Annotated in this window: 3 protein-coding genes; all 3 read left to right on the top strand. The window is 65.2% G+C overall.

Annotation, left to right across the window (positions count from 1 at the left end; genetic code table 11):
* Positions 1-38: 38 nt before the first annotated feature.
* Positions 39-12872 (top strand): non-ribosomal peptide synthase/polyketide synthase, encoded by a 12834-nt coding sequence (locus AO064_RS31585; protein ID WP_425262147.1) that lies wholly within the window; start codon positions 39-41, stop codon positions 12870-12872.
* Entirely contained in the window at positions 12758-14080 is a 1323-nt protein-coding gene (locus tag AO064_RS31860) for an AMP-binding protein (protein ID WP_425262148.1), read from the top strand. The genes AO064_RS31585 and AO064_RS31860 overlap by 115 nt, the downstream gene beginning before the upstream one ends.
* A 3-nt stretch (positions 14081-14083) precedes the next feature.
* A partial coding sequence (locus AO064_RS31355) for a non-ribosomal peptide synthetase (RefSeq protein ID WP_244159541.1) occupies positions 14084-19231 on the top strand: 5148 nt, incomplete at its 3' end.

Raw genomic sequence — 19231 nt, 5'->3', positions numbered from 1 at the left:
CCTTTGTGCTTCCTGCCTATTGCTCCGGACTCCAAGAAATGAATGCTGAAGACTCCTTGAAACTTGCTCGCCGGTTTATCGGGTTGCCCCTGGAAAAGCGCCAACTGTTCCTGCAGGCCTTGCAGAAAGAAGGCGTGGACTTTTCCCGGTTTCCGATTCCGGCAGGGGTGCAAGTGGAGGATCGCCAGGCGCTGTCCTACGCGCAGCAGCGCATGTGGTTTCTCTGGCAATTGGACCCGGCCAGCGGGGCCTATAACCTGCCGGGTGCCGTGCGGCTCAAGGGGGCGTTGAGCCTGGATGCGCTGGAGCAGGCGTTTGCCAGCCTGGTCGCGCGCCACGAAACCCTGCGCACCGTGTTCCAGCGCCAGGCGGATGAACGCCTGTTGCAGGTGGCGGCCGACACGTCGTTGACCGTCGAGCAACTCGATCTGAGCCATCTGGCCCTCGCCGAGCGTGAAGAGGCCGTCAACGCCGCTGCGACCTGTCAATCGCTGCTGCCGTTCGACCTGGAAAACGGTCCGCTGCTGCGCGTGCAACTGCTCAAGCTCGACGCCCAGGAGCACGTGTTGCTGCTGACCCTGCACCACATCGTCTCCGACGGCTGGTCGATGAACGTGCTGATCGACGAGTTCATCCGCTGCTACGACGCCCATGAGCGCAGCCAAGCCCCACAATTGCCGGCCTTGCCGATCCAGTACAGCGACTACGCCCTGTGGCAGCGCCGCTGGCTCGAAGCCGGCGAGCAGGCGCGTCAGCTGGAGTACTGGCAGGCGCGCCTGGGTGATGAGCACCCCGTGCTGGAGCTGCCCACCGACCGCCCACGCCCGGCCATGCCGAGCTATCAGGGCACGCGCCATGATTTCGCGATCGACCCGCAGTTGGCCGCGCAATTGCGCACCTGTGCGCAAAAGCACAACGTCACCCTGTTCATGCTGTTGCTCGGTGCCTTCAACGTGCTGCTGCATCGTTACACCGGGCAGGGCGATATCCGCGTCGGCGTGCCGATCGCCAACCGCAACCGCACGGAAGTCGAAGGCCTGATCGGCTTTTTCGTCAACACCCAAGTCCTGCGCACCGAGCTGACCGGGCAAACCCGTATCACTGAGTTGCTGCAAAGCATCAAGGAACACGCACTGGGCGCCCAGGCCCATCAGGAATTGCCGTTCGAGCGGCTGGTGGAAGCGCTCAAGGTCGAGCGCAGCCTGAGCCATACGCCGTTGTTCCAAGTCATGTACAACCACCAGCCGGTAGTGGCGGATATTGCCGGCGTCAGCACCGCCTCCGGCCTGGAGTTGTCGCTGGTGGAGTGGCAAGGCCGTACCACCCAGTTCGACCTGACCCTCGACACCTATGAAAAGTCCGGCACCCTGCACGCCGCGCTGACCTACGCCAATGACCTGTTCGACGCGCCGACCATCGCACGCATGGCCGGGCACTGGATCAGCCTGTTGCAGGCGATGGTCGCTGAGGGTGAACAGCGCATCGGCGAGTTGCCGATGGTGGCCGCAGAGGAACAGCACGTGCTGGTCCACGCGTGGAACCAGACCGCCGAGGCGTACCCGACCGAGCGCGGTATTCACCACCTGATCGAAGACCAGGTGCAAGCCACCCCTGGTGCGCCGGCACTGGTGTTCGGTGCAACCGCGCTGACCTACGCCCAACTGGACGCGCGCGCCAACCAACTGGCCCACGCCTTGCGCGAGCAGGGTGTGGGTCCGGACGTGCTGGTGGGGATCTGCGTCGAGCGCTCCGTCGAAATGGTGGTCGGCCTGCTGGCGATTCTCAAGGCGGGCGGTGCCTATGTCCCGCTCGACCCCGAATACCCGCAGGAACGCCTGGCCTACATGATCGAGGACAGCGGCATCCAGTTGCTGCTCAGCCAGCAACGCTTGTTGCCGTTGCTGCCTGTCGATGGCATCCAGGTGATGGCTTTGGACCGCCCCGCCAGCTGGCTCGATGGCCACAGCACCGAGGCGCCGAAGGTCAGCCTGCACGCGCTGAACCTCGCTTACGTGATCTACACCTCGGGCTCCACCGGCAAGCCCAAGGGCGCCGGCAACAGCCATCGCGCACTGGTCAACCGCCTGTGCTGGATGCAGCAGGCCTATGGCCTGGACGCCAGTGACGCGGTGTTGCAGAAAACCCCGTTCAGCTTCGACGTCTCGGTGTGGGAGTTCTTCTGGCCGCTGATGACCGGCGCGCGCCTGGTGGTGGCGGCCCCCGGTGAACACCGTGAGCCGGCGCGGCTGATCGAGACCATCGGGCAGCATGGCATCACCACCTTGCACTTCGTGCCGTCGATGCTCCAGGCGTTTATCCATGAGCCCGGTGTGCAGGCCTGCGCCAGCCTCAAGCGCATCGTGTGCAGCGGCGAAGCCTTGCCACTGGATGCGCAGCTGCAGGTGTTCGCCAAGTTGCCACAGGCCGGTCTGTTCAATCTCTATGGGCCAACCGAGGCCGCCATCGACGTGACCCACTGGACCTGCGTCGACGAAGGCGCCGACAGTGTGCCCATCGGCCGGCCCATCGCCAACCTCGGTACCTATGTGCTCGATGCCCAGCTCAACCCGGTGCCTGCCGGCGTCAGCGGCGAGCTGTACCTGGGCGGCACTGGCCTGGCGCGCAGTTACCATCGACGCCCGGCCCTGACTGCCGAGCGTTTTGTGCCGAGCCCCTTCGGTGATGGCGCGCGTCTATATCGCACCGGCGACCGCGTACGCCAGCGCGCCGATGGGGTGATCGAATACCTGGGTCGCCTCGATCATCAGGTCAAGCTGCGCGGCCTGCGTATCGAACTGGGCGAGATCGAGACACGCCTGATGCAACACCCCTCGGTGCGCGAAGCCGTGGTGCTGGTGCAGGGCGGCAAGCAACTGGTGGCGTACCTGGTGCTGGAGGACCCCGCGCCGGTCGACCTCAAAGCCTGGCTGCTCAGCAGCCTGCCCGAGTACATGGTACCCAGCCATATGGTGCTCCTGGCCAAGCTGCCCGTGACCGCCAACGGCAAGCTCGACCGCAAGGCCCTGCCGTTGCCGGATGCCGCGCCACAGCAGGCCTTTGTCGCTCCGGAAAACGACCTGCAGAAAGCCGTGGCGGCGATCTGGAGCGATGTGCTGGGTGTGGAACAGGTCGGCCTGGACGACAACTTTTTCGAACTGGGCGGCGATTCGATCATCTCCATCCAGGTGGTCAGCCGTGCCCGCCAGGCAGGCATTCGCCTCAGTCCACGGGACCTGTTCCAGTACCAGAGCGTGCGCAGTCTGGCGCGGGTGGCGACCTTCGAGCAGGCGACGGCTATCGATCAGGGGCCGGTGACCGGCGAAGTGATCCTCACGCCCGTGCAACACAGCTTTTTCGAGCAGGCGATCCCGGCGCGTCAGCACTGGAACCAGTCGTTGCTGCTGACCCCGCGTGAACCCCTTGAGCCCGCGCGCCTAGAGGCCGCCTTGACCCGGTTGATCAACCACCACGATGCCCTGCGCCTGCGTTTTGTGCAGCAGGCAGACGGTTGGCGGCAAGCTCACGCCGAGCCGGTTGCCACTGCTTCGTTGTGGCAGTCCAACGTCGCTGACGAGGTCGAGTTGGCCGCACTGTGCGACGAAGCGCAACGCAGTCTTGACCTCGAACAGGGCCCGCTGCTGCGCGCGGTCCTGGCCGTGATGGCCGACGGCACCCAGCGCCTGCTGCTGGTAGTGCATCACCTGGCGGTGGACGGCGTGTCGTGGCGCATCCTGCTCGAAGACCTGCAACAGGCTTACCGCAACGCTGCGTTGCCGGCCAAGACCAGCGCCTACCAACTGTGGGCGCAGCAGTTGCAGCGCCATGCGCAGACGCTGGACGAGCAACTGCCGTATTGGCAGGCGCAGACCGCGAGTGCCGATCTGCCGTGCGACAATCCCCAGGGCGGCCTGCAAAATCACTTGGGCAACACGCTCGAAGTCCGCCTCAGTGCCGAACACACCCGGCAACTGCTGCAAGACGCCCCGGCGGCCTACCGCACCCAGGTCAACGACCTGCTGCTGACTGCGTTGGTGCGGGTCATCAGCCGCTGGAGCGAGCAGCCCGCCGCGCTGATCCAATTGGAAGGCCATGGCCGCGAAGACCTGTTCGACACGGTTGACCTGAGCCGCACCGTCGGTTGGTTCACCAGCCTGTTCCCCGTGCGCCTGCACGCCGATGGCGAGCTGTCGGCGGCGATCAAATCGGTGAAGGAGCAACTGCGCGCCGTGCCGCACAAAGGCATCGGCTACGGCCTGCTGCGCTACCTCGGCACGCCTGACGCCCGCGAAGCGTTGTCGGCTTTGGCCGCGCCACGCATCACCTTCAACTACCTGGGCCAGTTCGACCGCCAGTTCAACGAGTCGGCGCTGTTCGTCCCGTCCACCCTGGGCAGTGGCCAGGCCCAGGACCCGCAGGCGCCGCTGGCCAACTGGCTGACCGTGGAAGGGCAGGTGTATGGCGGTGAACTGGCCTTGCAGTGGGGGTTCAGCCGCGAGATGTTCGAGGTGGCGACGGTCCAGCGCCTGGCCGATGACTACACGGCGGAACTCCAGGCCCTGATCGAACACTGTTGCGCCACGCCGGCGGGGCAGGTCACGCCTTCGGACTTCCCTCTGGCACGCCTGACCCAGCAGCAACTGGATGGCTTGCCCATTGCCGGGCCGGCGATTGCCGATCTCTACCCATTGTCGCCGATGCAGCAGGGCATGTTGTTCCACACCCTCTATGCACCTGAGGCCGAGGCTTACATCAACCAGTTGCGCCTGGACATCGAAGGCTTGGACCTGCTGGCGTTCGGCCGTGCCTGGCAAGCCGCGCTGGACCGCCATGACATCCTGCGCAGCAGCTTCCACTGGCTCGGCCTGGACAGCGCGCACCAGGTGATCCAGCGCCAGGTCGATGTGCAGTTGCACGTGATCGAAGACATTGACGCCGATTGCGATGCGCTCGCCGTGGCCGAGCGCGAGAAAGGTTTCGCACTGAATGCAGCGCCGCTGTTTCGCCTGATGCTGGTACGCGGTGCCGGTACGGCCTGGCACCTGATCTTCACCAGCCACCACATCCTCATGGACGGCTGGAGTAATGCCCAGTTGCTCGGTGAAGTCATCGCTCATTACGCCGGGCACGCCGTGCCGGCGCCGCTGGGGCAGTTCCGCGATTACCTGGGCTGGCTGCAACAGCAAGCCTCGGGCGAGGCGTTCTGGAAAGCCACCCTGGCACCGTTGCAAACGCCAACCTTGCTGGCGCAGGCGCTGCGTGTACCGGCCGAAGGCAAAGGCATGGCTGAGCATCAGGTGCTGCTGGGCGACGACTTCACGCGTGCCCTCGGCGAGTTTGCCCGCCGCCACAAAGTCACCCTCAACACCGTGCTTCAAGGCGCCTGGAGCCTGTTGCTGCAGCGCTATACCGGGCAGGACTGCGTGGCCTTTGGTGCCACGGTGGCGGGGCGCTCGGCACCGTTGCCGGGGATCGAACAGCAACTGGGCCTGTTCATCAACACGCTGCCCATTGTCAGCGCGGCCTCGCCCGCGCTGTCGGTGGCCGGCTGGCTGAGCGAACTGCAAGCCCTCAACCTGAGCCTGCGCGACCACGAACATGTGCCGCTCTACGACATCCAGGGCTGGGCGGGGCAGCAGGGCACTGCGCTGTTCGACACCTTGCTGGTGTTCGAAAACTTCCCGGTGGCCGAAGCCTTGAAACAAGGTGCGCCCGCCGGCCTGACCTTCGGCCGCCTGCACAACCATGAGCAGACCCACTATCCGCTGACCCTGGGGATCGAATTGGGCGCGAGCCTGCGCCTGGAGTTCGGCTACGACCAGGCCCGATTCAGCGCGCAACAGGTCGCTCGACTGAGCGGCAACCTGCATCACCTGCTGGTGCAGATGCTCGCAGACGCGCAGGCACCGCTTGGTAACTTGCGCCTGCTCGACGCCGCCACTCGCCGCGACGTGCTCGCCCATAGCCGGGCGCCCGGTGCCGCTCCGCGCCAGCTGCGCGTGCACGAACGTATCGCCGCCCAAGCGGCCGCCACGCCTGACGCGCTGGCGGTACAAGCGGGCGACGCGTGCCTGAGCTACGCACAGCTGAACGACCGCGCCAACCGTCTTGCCCATCGCCTGCTGGCGCTGGGTGTTGGCCCAGGCCAGCGCGTCGGCCTGGCAGCGCGACGTGGCCCGCAGTTGATCGTCAGCCTGCTGGCGGTGCTCAAAAGTGGCGCCGCCTATGTGCCGCTGGACCCGAACTATCCGACCGAACGCCTGGCCTACATGCTGGCGGACAGCCGCCTGGACCTGCTGCTCAGCGAAACCGGGCTGTTGGCCGACCTGCCACTGCCCCAAGGGCTGGTGCGTTTGGACTTCACCGCGGCCGGTGCAGAGTTGGCTGACTACCCGTCGACCGACCCAGCCAACCAGGCCGCCGCTGCCGACCTGGCCTATGTGATCTACACCTCCGGCTCCACCGGGTTGCCCAAGGGGGTGGCCATCGACCATGCTGCCCTCAGCCAGTTCTGCGACAGCGCCGAGGCTTACAGCCGTTTGAGTGCTGCTGATCGCGTGCTGCAATTCGCGACCTTCAGCTTTGACGGCTTCGTCGAGCAATGCTACCCGCCGCTGTGTGTGGGCGCGGCGTTGATCATGCGCGGTGATGAGCTGTGGGATGCCGGGCAACTGGCCCGCAAAATCGTCGAGCAGGGCGTGACCCTGGCGGACTTGCCGGCTGCGTACTGGTATCTGCTCGCCAAGGAATGCGCCGTCGACCGACGCACCCTGGGCAACCTGCGCCAGGTCCACGTGGGGGGCGAGGCGATGTCGGTGGAAGGGCTGCGCGCCTGGCACGCCGCCGGCCTGGGTGGCGTGCGCCTGGTCAACACCTACGGGCCCACCGAGGCCACCGTCGTGTCCAGCGTGCACGACTGCCAGTGGGCGGACGTCAGCGATGCGTTTGGCGTGCCGATTGGCCGGGCCATCGCAGGCCGTGCCTTGTACGTGCTGGACAGTGGTTTCGAGCTGCTTGCCACCGAGGGCGTCGGCGAGCTGTGCATCGGCGCCGAGCACGGCCTGGCGCAACGCTATTTTGACCGCCCGGCGTTGACCGCCGAGCGCTTCCTGCCGGACCCGTTCTCCGCCGTGCCGGGTGCACGGCTCTACCGCAGTGGCGACCTGGCCCGTTACAACGAGGCGGGTGCGCTGGAGTACGTCGGGCGTATCGACCATCAAGTGAAAATTCGCGGTTTCCGCGTGGAAATGGGCGAAATCGAAGCCAGCCTGCAAGCCTTGCCGTCGTTGCGTGAAGCGGCGGTCATCGCACAATCGAGCGCGACGGGCACGCAATTGGTGGCGTACGTGGTGCCCGTCACGGGGCAGACGCTGGACCCGCAAGCACTGGCGGCCACCTTGCGCCAGTCCCTGCCGGACTACATGGTGCCAGGGCACTGGGTCATCCTCGAGGCCTTGCCGTTGAACAACAACGGCAAGCTTGACCGTCGCGCACTGCCGGCGCCGGACCTGAATCAAGCGCACCAGGCCTACCTGGCGCCGCAAAATCCCCTGCAGGCGCGATTGGCCGCCATCTGGCAAGCGGTGTTGCAAGTGGAACAGGTGGGGCTCAACGACCACTTCTTCGAACGTGGCGGCCATTCGTTGCTGGCGACCCAAGTGGTCTCGCGGGTGCGTCATGACCTGAAGCTGGAAGTGCCGTTGCGCACACTGTTCGAACAACCGACGCTGGAAGCGTTCGCAGCCGCTTGCGCCGGGTTGCAGACCGCCCTGGCGCTGTCGCTGGTGGCGGTGACGCGGGACCAGCCGCTGGCGCTGTCGTTCGCCCAGGAGCGCCAGTGGTTTCTCTGGCAACTGGACCCCACCAGCGCGGCATACCACGTGCCGAGTGCACTGCATCTGCGCGGCCGCTTGGACGTCGCGGCGCTGGAGCGGGCGTTCCAGGCCCTGGTGCAGCGCCATGAGCCGCTGCGCACCACCTTTGTGGAAGAGGGCGAGCACACCTGGCAAGTGATTCATCCATGCCTGGCGATGCCGATCAAACACCAGCGGGTCGCGGCCTCGGCGATCGAACACGCGGTGGCGCAGGAAATCCAGCGCCCGTTCGACCTGGTCAATGGCCCGCTGATGCGCGTCAACTTGCTGGAGGTCGAGGCTGAGCACCATGTGCTGGTGATCACCCAGCACCACATCATCTCCGACGGCTGGTCGATGCAAGTCATGGTCGACGAGCTGGTGGCGCTCTATCAGGGCCAGTCCCCGTTGCCTGCGCTGCCGATCCAGTACGTCGACTATGCCCAGTGGCAACGTGATTGGATGGCGGCCGGTGAAAAACAGCGCCAACTCGACTACTGGCGCACCCGTCTGGGCACCGAGCATCCGGTGCTTGAGCTGCCGCTGGATCACCCGCGGCCGGCGCTGCAAAGCCATCGTGGCGCACGCCGCCAAGTCCAGCTCGACAACGCGCTGGTCACTGAGCTCAAGGCCCTGGCCCAGCGTCAGGAGGTGACCCTGTTCGTCGTGCTGCTGGCGTCGTTCCAAACCTTGCTGCATCGCTACAGCGGCCAGTCCCGGATCCGCGTCGGCGTACCGATCGCCAACCGTAATCGCCTGGAAACCGAGCGTCTGCTGGGCTTCTTCGTCAACACCCAGGTGCTGCAAGCCGACGTGCACGGGCAGATGGCCTTCGACCAATTGCTCGCCCAGGTCAAGCAGCAGGCCCTGGACGCCCAGGCGCATCAGGACCTGCCGTTCGAACAACTGGTCGAAGCCCTGCAACCGGAGCGCAGCCTCAGCCATAACCCGCTGTTCCAGGTGATGTTCAACCACCAGGACAGCCTGCGTGCAGCCCCGCTGCAGTCGCCGGGCCTGGACCTGCAAGCGGTGGATTGGGCCGGGCACAGCACCCAGTTCGACCTGAACCTGGAAACCGAAGAGTCCGCCGAAGGCCTGTGGGCGTCCCTGACCTACGCCACCGACCTGTTCGATGCCACGACCGTCGAGCGCTTGGCCGAGCACTGGCAAAACCTGTTGCGCGCCGTGGTGCACGATGCATCCCAGGCTGTGGATGAGCTGGCGATGCTCAGCGCGCCGCAATGGCAACAGATGGTCGAGGCTTGGAATGACACGTCGGTTGATTACCCTCGCGAGCGTTGCGTGCACCGGCTGTTCGAGGCCCAGGCCCTGGCACAACCGGACGCGCTGGCGCTGCAGTTCAATGGCCAGGCCCTCAGCTACGGCGAACTCAACCGTCGCGCCAACCGCCTGGCCCATCGCCTGATCGCGGCGGGCGTAGGTCCGGACGTACTGGTGGCGGTGCATGTCGAGCGTTCGCTGGACATGGTGATCGGCCTGTTGGCGACCCTCAAGGCGGGTGGTGCCTACGTGCCGCTCGACCCGCAATTCCCGGCGGACCGCCTGGCCTTCATGCTTGAAGACAGCCGTGCGCGAGTGTTGCTGACCCAGCCGCACCTGGATGGCAGCCTGGCGCACTCGCAGGGTGTGCAGGTGCTGATGGTCGAGACGGATGACAATGCCGCCGAGCACAACCCGCAGGTCAACGTCACGCCGGAACACCTGGCCTACGTGATCTACACCTCCGGCTCCACCGGCAAGCCCAAGGGTGTGATGGTGCGCCACCAGGCGCTGTGCAGCTTCACCTGCGGCATGGCCGGCACCCTGGACATCGGTGCTGACGCCCGCGTGTTGTCGCTGACCACCTTCTCGTTCGACATCTTTGCCCTGGAGCTGTACGTGCCGCTGACGGTCGGCGCCACCGTGCTGCTGAGTGGTCAGGAACTGGCCCTCGACCCCGAAGCCATCATCGACCTGGTGCACAGCCAATCCGCCAACGTCCTGCAAGCCACGCCGTCGACCTGGCGCATGCTGCTGGAAAGCCCGCGCGCCCAACGGCTGCGCGGTATCAAAAGCCTGTGCGGCGGCGAAGCACTGCCGTCGGACCTGGCCCAGCGCCTGCTCGACCTGCAAGGCCCGCTGTGGAACCTCTATGGCCCGACGGAAACCACTATCTGGTCGGCTGCCCATCGTCTGCACGAGGCCCAGCCTTTTGTCGGGCGGCCTATCGCCAATACCGCGTTGTTCATCCTCAATGCCGGCTTGACCCCAAGCCCGGTGGGCGCGGCCGGTGAGTTGCTGATCGGCGGCGTCGGCCTGGCGCGCGGTTACCACGAGCGCCCGGCGCTGACCGCCGAGCGTTTTGTGCCCAACCCGTACGGTGCGCCGGGCGAGCGCCTGTACCGCACCGGCGACCTGGCCCGCTACCGCGCCGACGGTGTGGTGGAGTACATCGGCCGGGTCGACCATCAGGTCAAGGTACGTGGGTTCCGCATCGAACTGGGTGAAATCGAAGCCTGCCTGCGCGAGCAGGCCGGTGTACGCGAAGCCGTGGTCCTGGCCGACAACGACCGCTTGATCGCCTACCTGGTGAGTTCCGCGCCCGACGCCCCGGAGGTCTACAAGGCGGCCCTGCGCGAGCGCCTGCCGGACTACATGGTGCCGGCGCACCTGATGTTCCTCGACAGCCTGCCCCTGACCCCCAATGGCAAACTCGATCGCAAGGCATTGCCGGCGGTGGACGCGGCGCTGTTGCGCACAGGTCATGTGGCGCCCGTGACGCCGCGTGAACAGCAGGTCGCGGCCATCTGGGCCGACGTGCTGGACCTGCCGCAGGTCGGTCTCGATGACCACTTCTTCGAACTGGGCGGGCATTCGCTGCTGGCCACACGGGTGGTCTCGCGGGTTCGCCAGGCACTGGCGCTGGAAGTGGCGCTCAAGACCCTGTTCGAACACCCGCTGCTGGGTGACTTCGTGCAGGCCCTGGGCGAGGAGGGCGTGGTTGCGCCGGCCTTGCTCAAGGCCGACCGCCGCCAACCGCTGCCGCTGTCCTACGCCCAGGAGCGCCAATGGTTCCTCTGGCAACTGGACCCACACAGCACCGCGTACCACATTCCCAGCGCCTTGCGTTTGCGAGGGCCGCTTGACCTCGGCGCACTGCAACGCAGTTTCGATACCTTGCTGGCGCGCCATGAAAGCCTGCGCACCCATGTGCGCCAGGACGCCGCCGCTACCGTGCAGGTGATTGAGGACTCGGGCCTGATCGAAATCGACCTGGCCGACACCGATGAAGCCAGCCTCAAGGCCCGGGTCGCTGAGGTGGTCGCGCAACCATTCGAGCTGCTGAGCGGGCCGCTGCTGCGGGTCAACCTGCTGCGCCTGGCGGCTGATGATCATGTGCTGGTGCTGGTGCAGCACCACATCGTCTCCGATGGCTGGTCGATGCAACTGATGGTCGAGGAACTGGTGCAACTGTACGCCGCCTTCAGCCAAGGCCACATGCCAGACTTGCCAGCCTTGCCGATCCAGTACGCCGACTACGCTCTGTGGCAGCGCAACTGGATGGAGGCCGGCGAGAAGGCCCGCCAACTGGCGTACTGGCAGGCCCAGTTGGGTGGCGTGCAGCCGGTGCTGGAGTTGCCGTTCGACTACCTGCGCCCCGCGGTACAAAGCCACCGTGGCGCACGCCTGGGCATTGAGTTGCAACCGCAGCTCCTGGCCGGTTTGCGCCGCTTGGCGCAAGGCGCCGGTGTGACATTGCCGATGGTGCTGCTGGCGTCCTACCAGGCGTTGCTGCACCGCTACAGCGGCCAGGAAGACGTGCGCGTCGGCGTGCCGATTGCCAACCGCAATCGCCTGGAAACCGAGGGGCTGATCGGCTTCTTCGTCAACACCCAGGTACTCAAGGCCGATATCCACGGGCAGATGAGCGTCGTGCAACTGCTGCAACAGGTACGCCAGCGTTCCCTGGAGGCCCAGGCCCACCAGGACCTGCCGTTCGAGCAACTGGTAGAAGCCCTGCAACCCGAGCGCAGCATGAGCCTGAGCCCGCTGTTCCAGGTGCTGTTCAACCATCGCGTGACCTCGGCAGCCAATCACCTGCAGCGCCTCACCGAACTTGATGTCGAGGTGCTGAGCTGGGATGAAGGCGTTGCCCAGTTCGACCTGGCACTGGATGTGGAGGAAAGCCAGGCGACCCTGCGTGCCTCCCTGAACTACGCCACCGACCTGTTTGCGCCCGCCACGATTGAACGCATGGCCGGCCACTGGCAGAACCTGTTGCAGGCGATGGTCGCCGACCAACAGCAACCCATCAGCCAACTCAACCTGCTGGGCCAGGACGAGCAACAACACATTCTTCAGCTGTGGGACCAGACCGACGCCGGCTTCTCGGCCAAGCGCCTGGTCCACGAATTAGTCGCCGACCGCGCCCGGGAAAACCCGGAGGCAGTTGCGGTGAAATTCGACGCACAAACCCTGAGCTATGGCGAGCTGGACCGCCAGGCCAACCGCCTGGCCCATGCATTGATCGCCCGTGGCGTCGGCCCCGAAGTGCGCGTGGCGATTGCCATGCCGCGCAGCGCCGAGATCATGGTGGCGTTCCTCGCGGTGATGAAAGCCGGTGGTGTCTACGTGCCGCTGGACATCGAATACCCGCGTGACCGCCTGCTGTACATGATGGAGGACAGCCGCGCGCAGCTGCTACTGACCCACACCCGTGCCTTGCAGCAACTGCCGATCCCCGACGGCCTTGATAGCCTGGCGATTGATCGTACCGAGGAATGGACAGGCTTCAGCGACACGGCGCCGCAGGTGAAACTGGACGGCGACAACCTCGCCTACGTGATCTATNACCTCCGGCNTCCACCGGCATGCCCAAAGGCGTGGCGGTGTCCCACGGCCCGTTGGTGGCGCACATCATTGCCACCGGCGAGCGTTATGAAACGTCGCCGGCCGATTGCGAACTGCACTTCATGTCGTTCGCCTTCGATGGCTCCCACGAAGGCTGGATGCACCCGCTGATCAACGGTGCCAGCGTGCTGATTCGCGATGACAGCCTGTGGCTGCCGGAATACACCTACCAGCAGATGCATCGCCATCAAGTGACCATGGCGGTGTTCCCGCCGGTGTACCTGCAGCAACTGGCCGAACATGCCGAACGCGACGGTAACCCTCCGAAGGTTCGTGTGTACTGCTTCGGCGGTGATGCCGTGGCCCAGGCCAGCTATGACTTGGCGTGGCGCGCGCTCAAGCCGACTTACCTGTTCAACGGCTACGGCCCGACCGAAACCGTGGTCACGCCGTTGCTGTGGAAAGCGCGCAAGGGCGATCCCTGCGGTGCCGTCTACGCACCGATCGGCACACTGCTGGGCAACCGCAGCGGCTACGTATTGGACGTGCAACTCAACCTGCAACCCATCGGCGTAGCCGGTGAGTTGTACCTGGGCGGCGAGGGCGTGGCCCGGGGTTACCTGGAGCGTCCGGCCCTGACCGCCGAGCGCTTCGTACCGGACCCGTTCGGCAAACCCGGCGGCCGGGTGTATCGCAGCGGCGACCTGACCCGTGGCCGCCCGGATGGCGTGGTGGATTACCTCGGCCGTGTCGACCATCAGGTGAAAATCCGTGGCTTCCGTATTGAGCTGGGCGAGATCGAAGCGCGCCTGCGCGAACAGGACAATGTCGGTGAAACCGTCGTGGTGGCCCAGGAAGGCCCGACCGGCAAACAACTGGTCGCCTACGTGGTACCGGCAGACACCCACCTGGCCGATGAAGCCGAGTTCCGCGACAGCCTGCGCCGCGCGCTGAAAACCCACCTGCCGGACTACATGGTGCCGACGCACTTCATGTTCCTGGCGCACATGCCGCTGACCCCCAACGGCAAACTCGACCGCAAGGGCTTGCCCGAACCGGACGCGAGCCTGTTGCAACAGGCCTATGTGGCCCCCGAAACCGAGCTGGAACAGCAGGTCGCGGCGATCTGGGCCGACGTGCTGCGCCTGCCGCAGGTGGGCCTGAACGACAACTTCTTCGAAGTGGGCGGCCATTCCCTGCTGGCGATCCAGATCACCTCGCGGGTCCAGGCTGAGCTGGGCCTGGAAGTGCCCTTGCTGGAAGTGTTCCAGACCGAAACGCTGCGCGCCTACGTCCAGGCCGCCGCCACCTTCCGCGCCGGCAGCGCGGAAGATTTTGATGATCTTCGTGACTTTTTGAGCGAACTAGAGGCGATTTGACCCATGCTTTCCAACCCTAATATCGATCTGGTTTCGCGCTTTCTTCGCCTGCCTCTGGAACAGCGCCAGCAGTTTTACCAGCGCCTGCAAAGCCGGGGCATGAGCTTTGCCCAACTGCCGATTGCCTCGATCCGTGAGGACGGCCAGAGTCTGCCGTTGTCCTACGCCCAGGAGCGCCAGTGGTTTCTCTGGCAACTGGGCCCGGACAGCGCCACTTATCATATTCCCGGCGTACTGCGTCTGCAGGGCCGACTGGACCTGGCGGCCCTGCAACGCGCGTTCGACAGCCTGCTGGTCCGCCATGAAAGCCTGCGCACACGCCTGGTACAGGACGGCGAGCGCCTGCTGCAAAACGTAGCGCCCGAGGCGCGCATCGAGATACGCCAGGACGTTGCCGACGAACACCCATTGATGGCGCGCATCGAAGCCGAGATAGCCCGGCCTTTCGATTTGCAAGCGGGGCCGTTGTTGCGCGTGACCTTGCTGCAACTGGCCGAAGACGAGCATGTGCTGGTGATGGTGCAGCACCACATCATTTCCGATGGCTGGTCGATGCAGGTCATGGTCGAGGAACTGGTGCAGTTCTACGCCGCGCACAGCAAAGGCCAGGAGGTGCAATTGCCGGGCTTGCCGATCCACTACGGCGACTACGCGCTGTGGCAGCGCAGCTGGATGGAAGCCGGGGAGAAGGCCCGTCAATTGGCCTACTGGCAGGACCTGCTGGGCGGTGAGCAACCGGTGCTGGAATTACCCCTCGACCATCCGCGCCCGGCGCAGCAAAGCCATCGCGGCGCCAGCTTGCAGGTGCATCTGCCGGCGGACCTGGTGGCCGGTATCAAGCGCCTGGCCCAGCAAGAGGGCGTGACCCCGTTCATGCTGTTGCTGGCCTCGTTCCAGACCCTGCTGTTTCGCTACAGCGGCCAGTCGGACATCCGCATCGGCGTGCCGAATGCCAACCGCAACCGCGTGGAAACCGAGCGGCTGATCGGCTTTTTCGTCAACACCCAAGTGCTCAAGGCCGATCTTGACGGGCAGATGAGCTTCGCCGAACTGCTGCAACAGGCCAAGCGCCGCGCCCTGGAAGCCCAGGCGCACCAGGACTTGCCGTTTGAACAATTGGTGGTAGCGCTGCAACCTGAACGCAGCCTGAGCCATAACCCGCTGTTCCAAGTGATGTTCAACCACCAGACCGACGCCCAGGGCGGGCGCGATGGCCAGCAATTGCCTGGCTTGCGGGTGGCGGAGCTGGATTGGGAGAGCCAGACCACGCATTTCGACCTGAGCCTGGACACCCATGAGTCCGCCGAAGGCCTCTGGGCGGCGCTGACCTACGCCACCGACCTGTTCGAAAGCGCAACCATCGAACGCTTGGCGCAGCATTGGCAGAACCTGCTCCAGGCGGCAGTGAGTGCACCACGCAGCCGTCTTTGCGCGCTGTCGATGCTCGATGCCCCCGAACAACAGCGGATGCTCAAGGACTGGAATGCCCCCGCCACCGTCGCCGCACCGCATGCCGTGCACCAGTTGTTCGAGGCCCAGGCCCGCGAACATCCGGCGCGCCAGGCACTGGCCTTGGATGAGCAAACGCTCAGCTACGGTGAACTGAACCGCCAGGCCAATCGCCTGGCGCACTACCTGATCGCCCAGGGCGTAGGCCCGGAGGTGCTGGTGGGCATCGCGGTCGAGCGTTCCTTTGCCATGGTGGTCAGCCTGTTGGCGGTGCTCAAGGCGGGCGGCGCCTACGTGCCGCTTGACCCTGAATACCCACGTGAACGCCTGGTGCATATGCTCGACGACAGTGGTGTGCGACTGGTGTTGACCCAATCCCACCTGCGCGACCGCTTGCCATTGCCGGCCGATCTGACGGCGCTGGACATCGACCTGGCCGACGCGCAGTTGGCGCAGTGTGCCGAGCACAACCCGCCTACCGCGTTCGAGCCCAGCAGCCTGGCGTATGTCATCTACACCTCCGGCTCCACCGGCAAGCCAAAAGGCGTTGCCATCAGCCATGCGGCATTGAGCGAATTCGCCGGTATCGCGGCCGAGTATTCGCGCCTGGTCGCGGACGACCGCGTACTGCAGTTCGCGACGCTGAACTTCGATGGTTTTGTCGAGCAGCTGTACCCGGCCCTGACCCTGGGCGCGACGGTCGTGTTGCGCGGGCCGCAGTTGTGGGACGGCGCTGACCTGTACCGGCAGATTATCGACCAAGGCATCACCTTGGCCGACTTGCCCACCGCCTATTGGAAACTGTTCCTGCAGGATTGCCTGGCAGCGGGGCCACGGCCCTATGGCGCATTGCGCCAGGTGCATATCGGCGGCGAAGCGATGCCGCTGGATGGCCCGGTGCTGTGGCGGCGCGCGGGGCTGGGGCATGTACGCCTGCTCAATACCTACGGGCCGACCGAGGCCACGGTGGTGTCCAGCGTGCTCGATTGCAGCGATGACAACGCCGTGATTGGCGCCACTGCCAGCCCGATTGGCCGCGCGTTGCCGGGGCGTGGCCTGTATGTGTTGGACCGTGACCTTAACCTGTTGCCGGTTGGCGCCGTGGGGGAGCTGTACATTGCCAGTGCCAGTGGCTTGGCCCGTGATTACCTGCAACGCCCGAGCCTGACCGCTGAACGTTTTGTCGCCGACCCGTTCAGCACCCTGGGCGAGCGTCTTTACCGCACCGGTGACCTGGCGCGTTATCGCGCCGACGGGGTGATCGAATACGTCGGTCGCGTCGACCATCAGGTCAAAATCCGCGGTTTCCGAATCGAGTTGGGTGAGATCGAAGCGCTGCTGTTGGCCCAAGAGGCGGTGCGCGAAGCCTTCCTGCTGGCGGCCGACAACCAGTTGGTGGCCTACCTTGTGCCGGCCCAGCCGTTGTCCGCCGCCGAGCATGCGGCGGCGGGCGAAACGCTCAAGGCCACCTTGCGTGAGCAACTGCCCGATTACATGGTGCCTGCGCACCTGATCTTCCTCGACCGCATGCCGTTGAACCCCAACGGCAAGCTTGACCGCCAGGCGCTGCCCAAACCCGATGGCAGCGCGGTGCAACAGGCCTGGCAGGCACCGGTTACGCCACTGCAACAGCAGGTTGCGGCGATCTGGGCCGATATTCTTGGCGTCGAGCGTGTGGGCCTGACCCACCACTTCTTCGAACTGGGCGGGCATTCGCTGCTGGCCATGCAGGTGGTCTCGCGCATTCGCCAGGCATTGAAGCGCGAAGTGCCGCTCAAATTGCTGTTCGAGCAGCCGCGCCTGGAGGGGTTTGTCGCCGCACTGACCACCCAGGCCCCAGGCGCGCCGACCGCGCCCGCGCTGTTGCCGGTAGGGCGGGACCAGCCGTTGCCGCTGTCCTACGCCCAGGAGCGCCAGTGGTTTTTATGGCAACTGGAGCCGCAAAGCGCCGCGTACCACATCCCCAGCGCCTTGCGTTTGAAAGGGCAGCTTGACCTGGGTGCACTGCAACGCAGTTTCGATACCTTGCTGGCCCGGCATGAAAGCCTGCGTACCCATTTGCGCCAGGAGCGCGACCGCACGGTTCAAATCATTTCACCGCAGGTGTCGTTGCCGATAGCGCACGCCGAGGTGCAGGAAGCGCAGCTCAAGGCGCGGGTCGAGGCCGAAATAGCCCAACCCTTCAATCTGGAACAAGGGCCTTTGCTGCGGGTTTCGTTGCTGCGCATCGCCGCTGATGAACATGTCTTGGTATTGGTGCAGCATCACATCGTGTCCGATGGCTGGTCGATGCAGCTGATGGTTGAAGAGCTGGTGCAACTGTATGCGGCCTACAGCCAGGGACAGGTGTTGCAATGGCCGGCGCTGCCGATTCAGTACGCCGACTACGCCGTATGGCAGCGCAGTTGGATGGAGGCGGGCGAGAAGGCCCGTCAACTGGCGTATTGGCGCGACATGCTCGGCGGTGAGCAGAGCGTGTTGGCGTTGCCGTTCGACCACCCGCGCCCGGCCGTGCAAAGCCATCGTGGCGCGCGCCTGGCATTCGAACTGCCCGACGCGTTGACCCAAGGCCTCAAGGCCCTGGCCAAGCAGCAGGACGTGACCTTGTTCATGCTGCTATTGGCCTCGTTCCAGACGTTGCTGCATCGCTACAGTGGCCAGGAAGAGATCCGTGTCGGGGTGCCGATCGCCAACCGCAATCGCAGCGAGACCGAGCGTCTGATCGGCTTCTTCGTCAACACCCAGGTGCTCAAGGCCGATCTCCACGGCCAGATGAGCGTCGAGCAACTGTTGCAACAGGCCCGGCAACGGGCGCTGGGCGCCCAGGCTCACCAGGACCTGCCCTTCGAACAACTGGTGGAAGCGCTGCAACCCGAGCGCAGCCTGAGCCACAACCCGTTGTTCCAAGTGATGTTCAACCACCAGACCGACGTGGGCCAGGCTCAGGTTCAGCAGCAACTGCCGAATCTTTCGGTAGAAGGGCTGGAGTGGGACAGCAAGACGGCGCATTTCGACCTGGACCTGGATATCCAGGAATCCACCGAAGGTATCTGGGCCACGCTCGGCTATGCCCAGGACCTGTTTGAGGCCAGTACCGTGCAACGCATGGCGCGACACTGGCAGAACCTGTTGCAAGGCATGGTTGCCGACCCACGGCAGAATCTCAGCCAATTAAACCTGCTGGACAACGCCGAACGGCAACAGATTCTTCAACTGTGGAACCAGAGCGACGCAGGCTTCTCGGCCAAGCGCCTGGTGCACGAGTTGGTGGCCGACCGCGCCGGGGAAACCCCCGAGGCGGTGGCGGTGAAATTTGGCGAGCAACAGCTGACTTACGGCGAGCTGGACCGCCAGGCCAACCGCCTGGCCCATGCATTGATTGCCCGTGGTGTCGGCCCCGAAGTGCGCGTGGCGATTGCCATGCCACGCAGCGCCGAGATCATGGTGGCGTTCCTGGCAGTGATGAAAGCCGGTGGCGTCTACGTGCCGCTGGACATCGAATACCCGCGTGACCGCCTGCTGTACATGATGCAGGACAGCCGCGCCCGATTGCTGTTGACCCATTCGGCGGTGCAACAGCGCTTGCCGATTCCAGACGGCCTGGAAGCCCTTGCCGTGGACCAGACGCAAGCCTGGTCCGCTGACGACGACACCGCACCCGAGGTGGCGCTGGATGGCGATAACCTGGCCTACGTGATCTAC

The organism is Pseudomonas marginalis (genome assembly GCF_001645105.1).
Lineage (GTDB): Bacteria > Pseudomonadota > Gammaproteobacteria > Pseudomonadales > Pseudomonadaceae > Aquipseudomonas > Aquipseudomonas petroselini.
The sequence above is the reverse complement of the archived record's forward strand: the minus strand, read 5'-3'. Positions and strand labels throughout refer to the sequence as shown.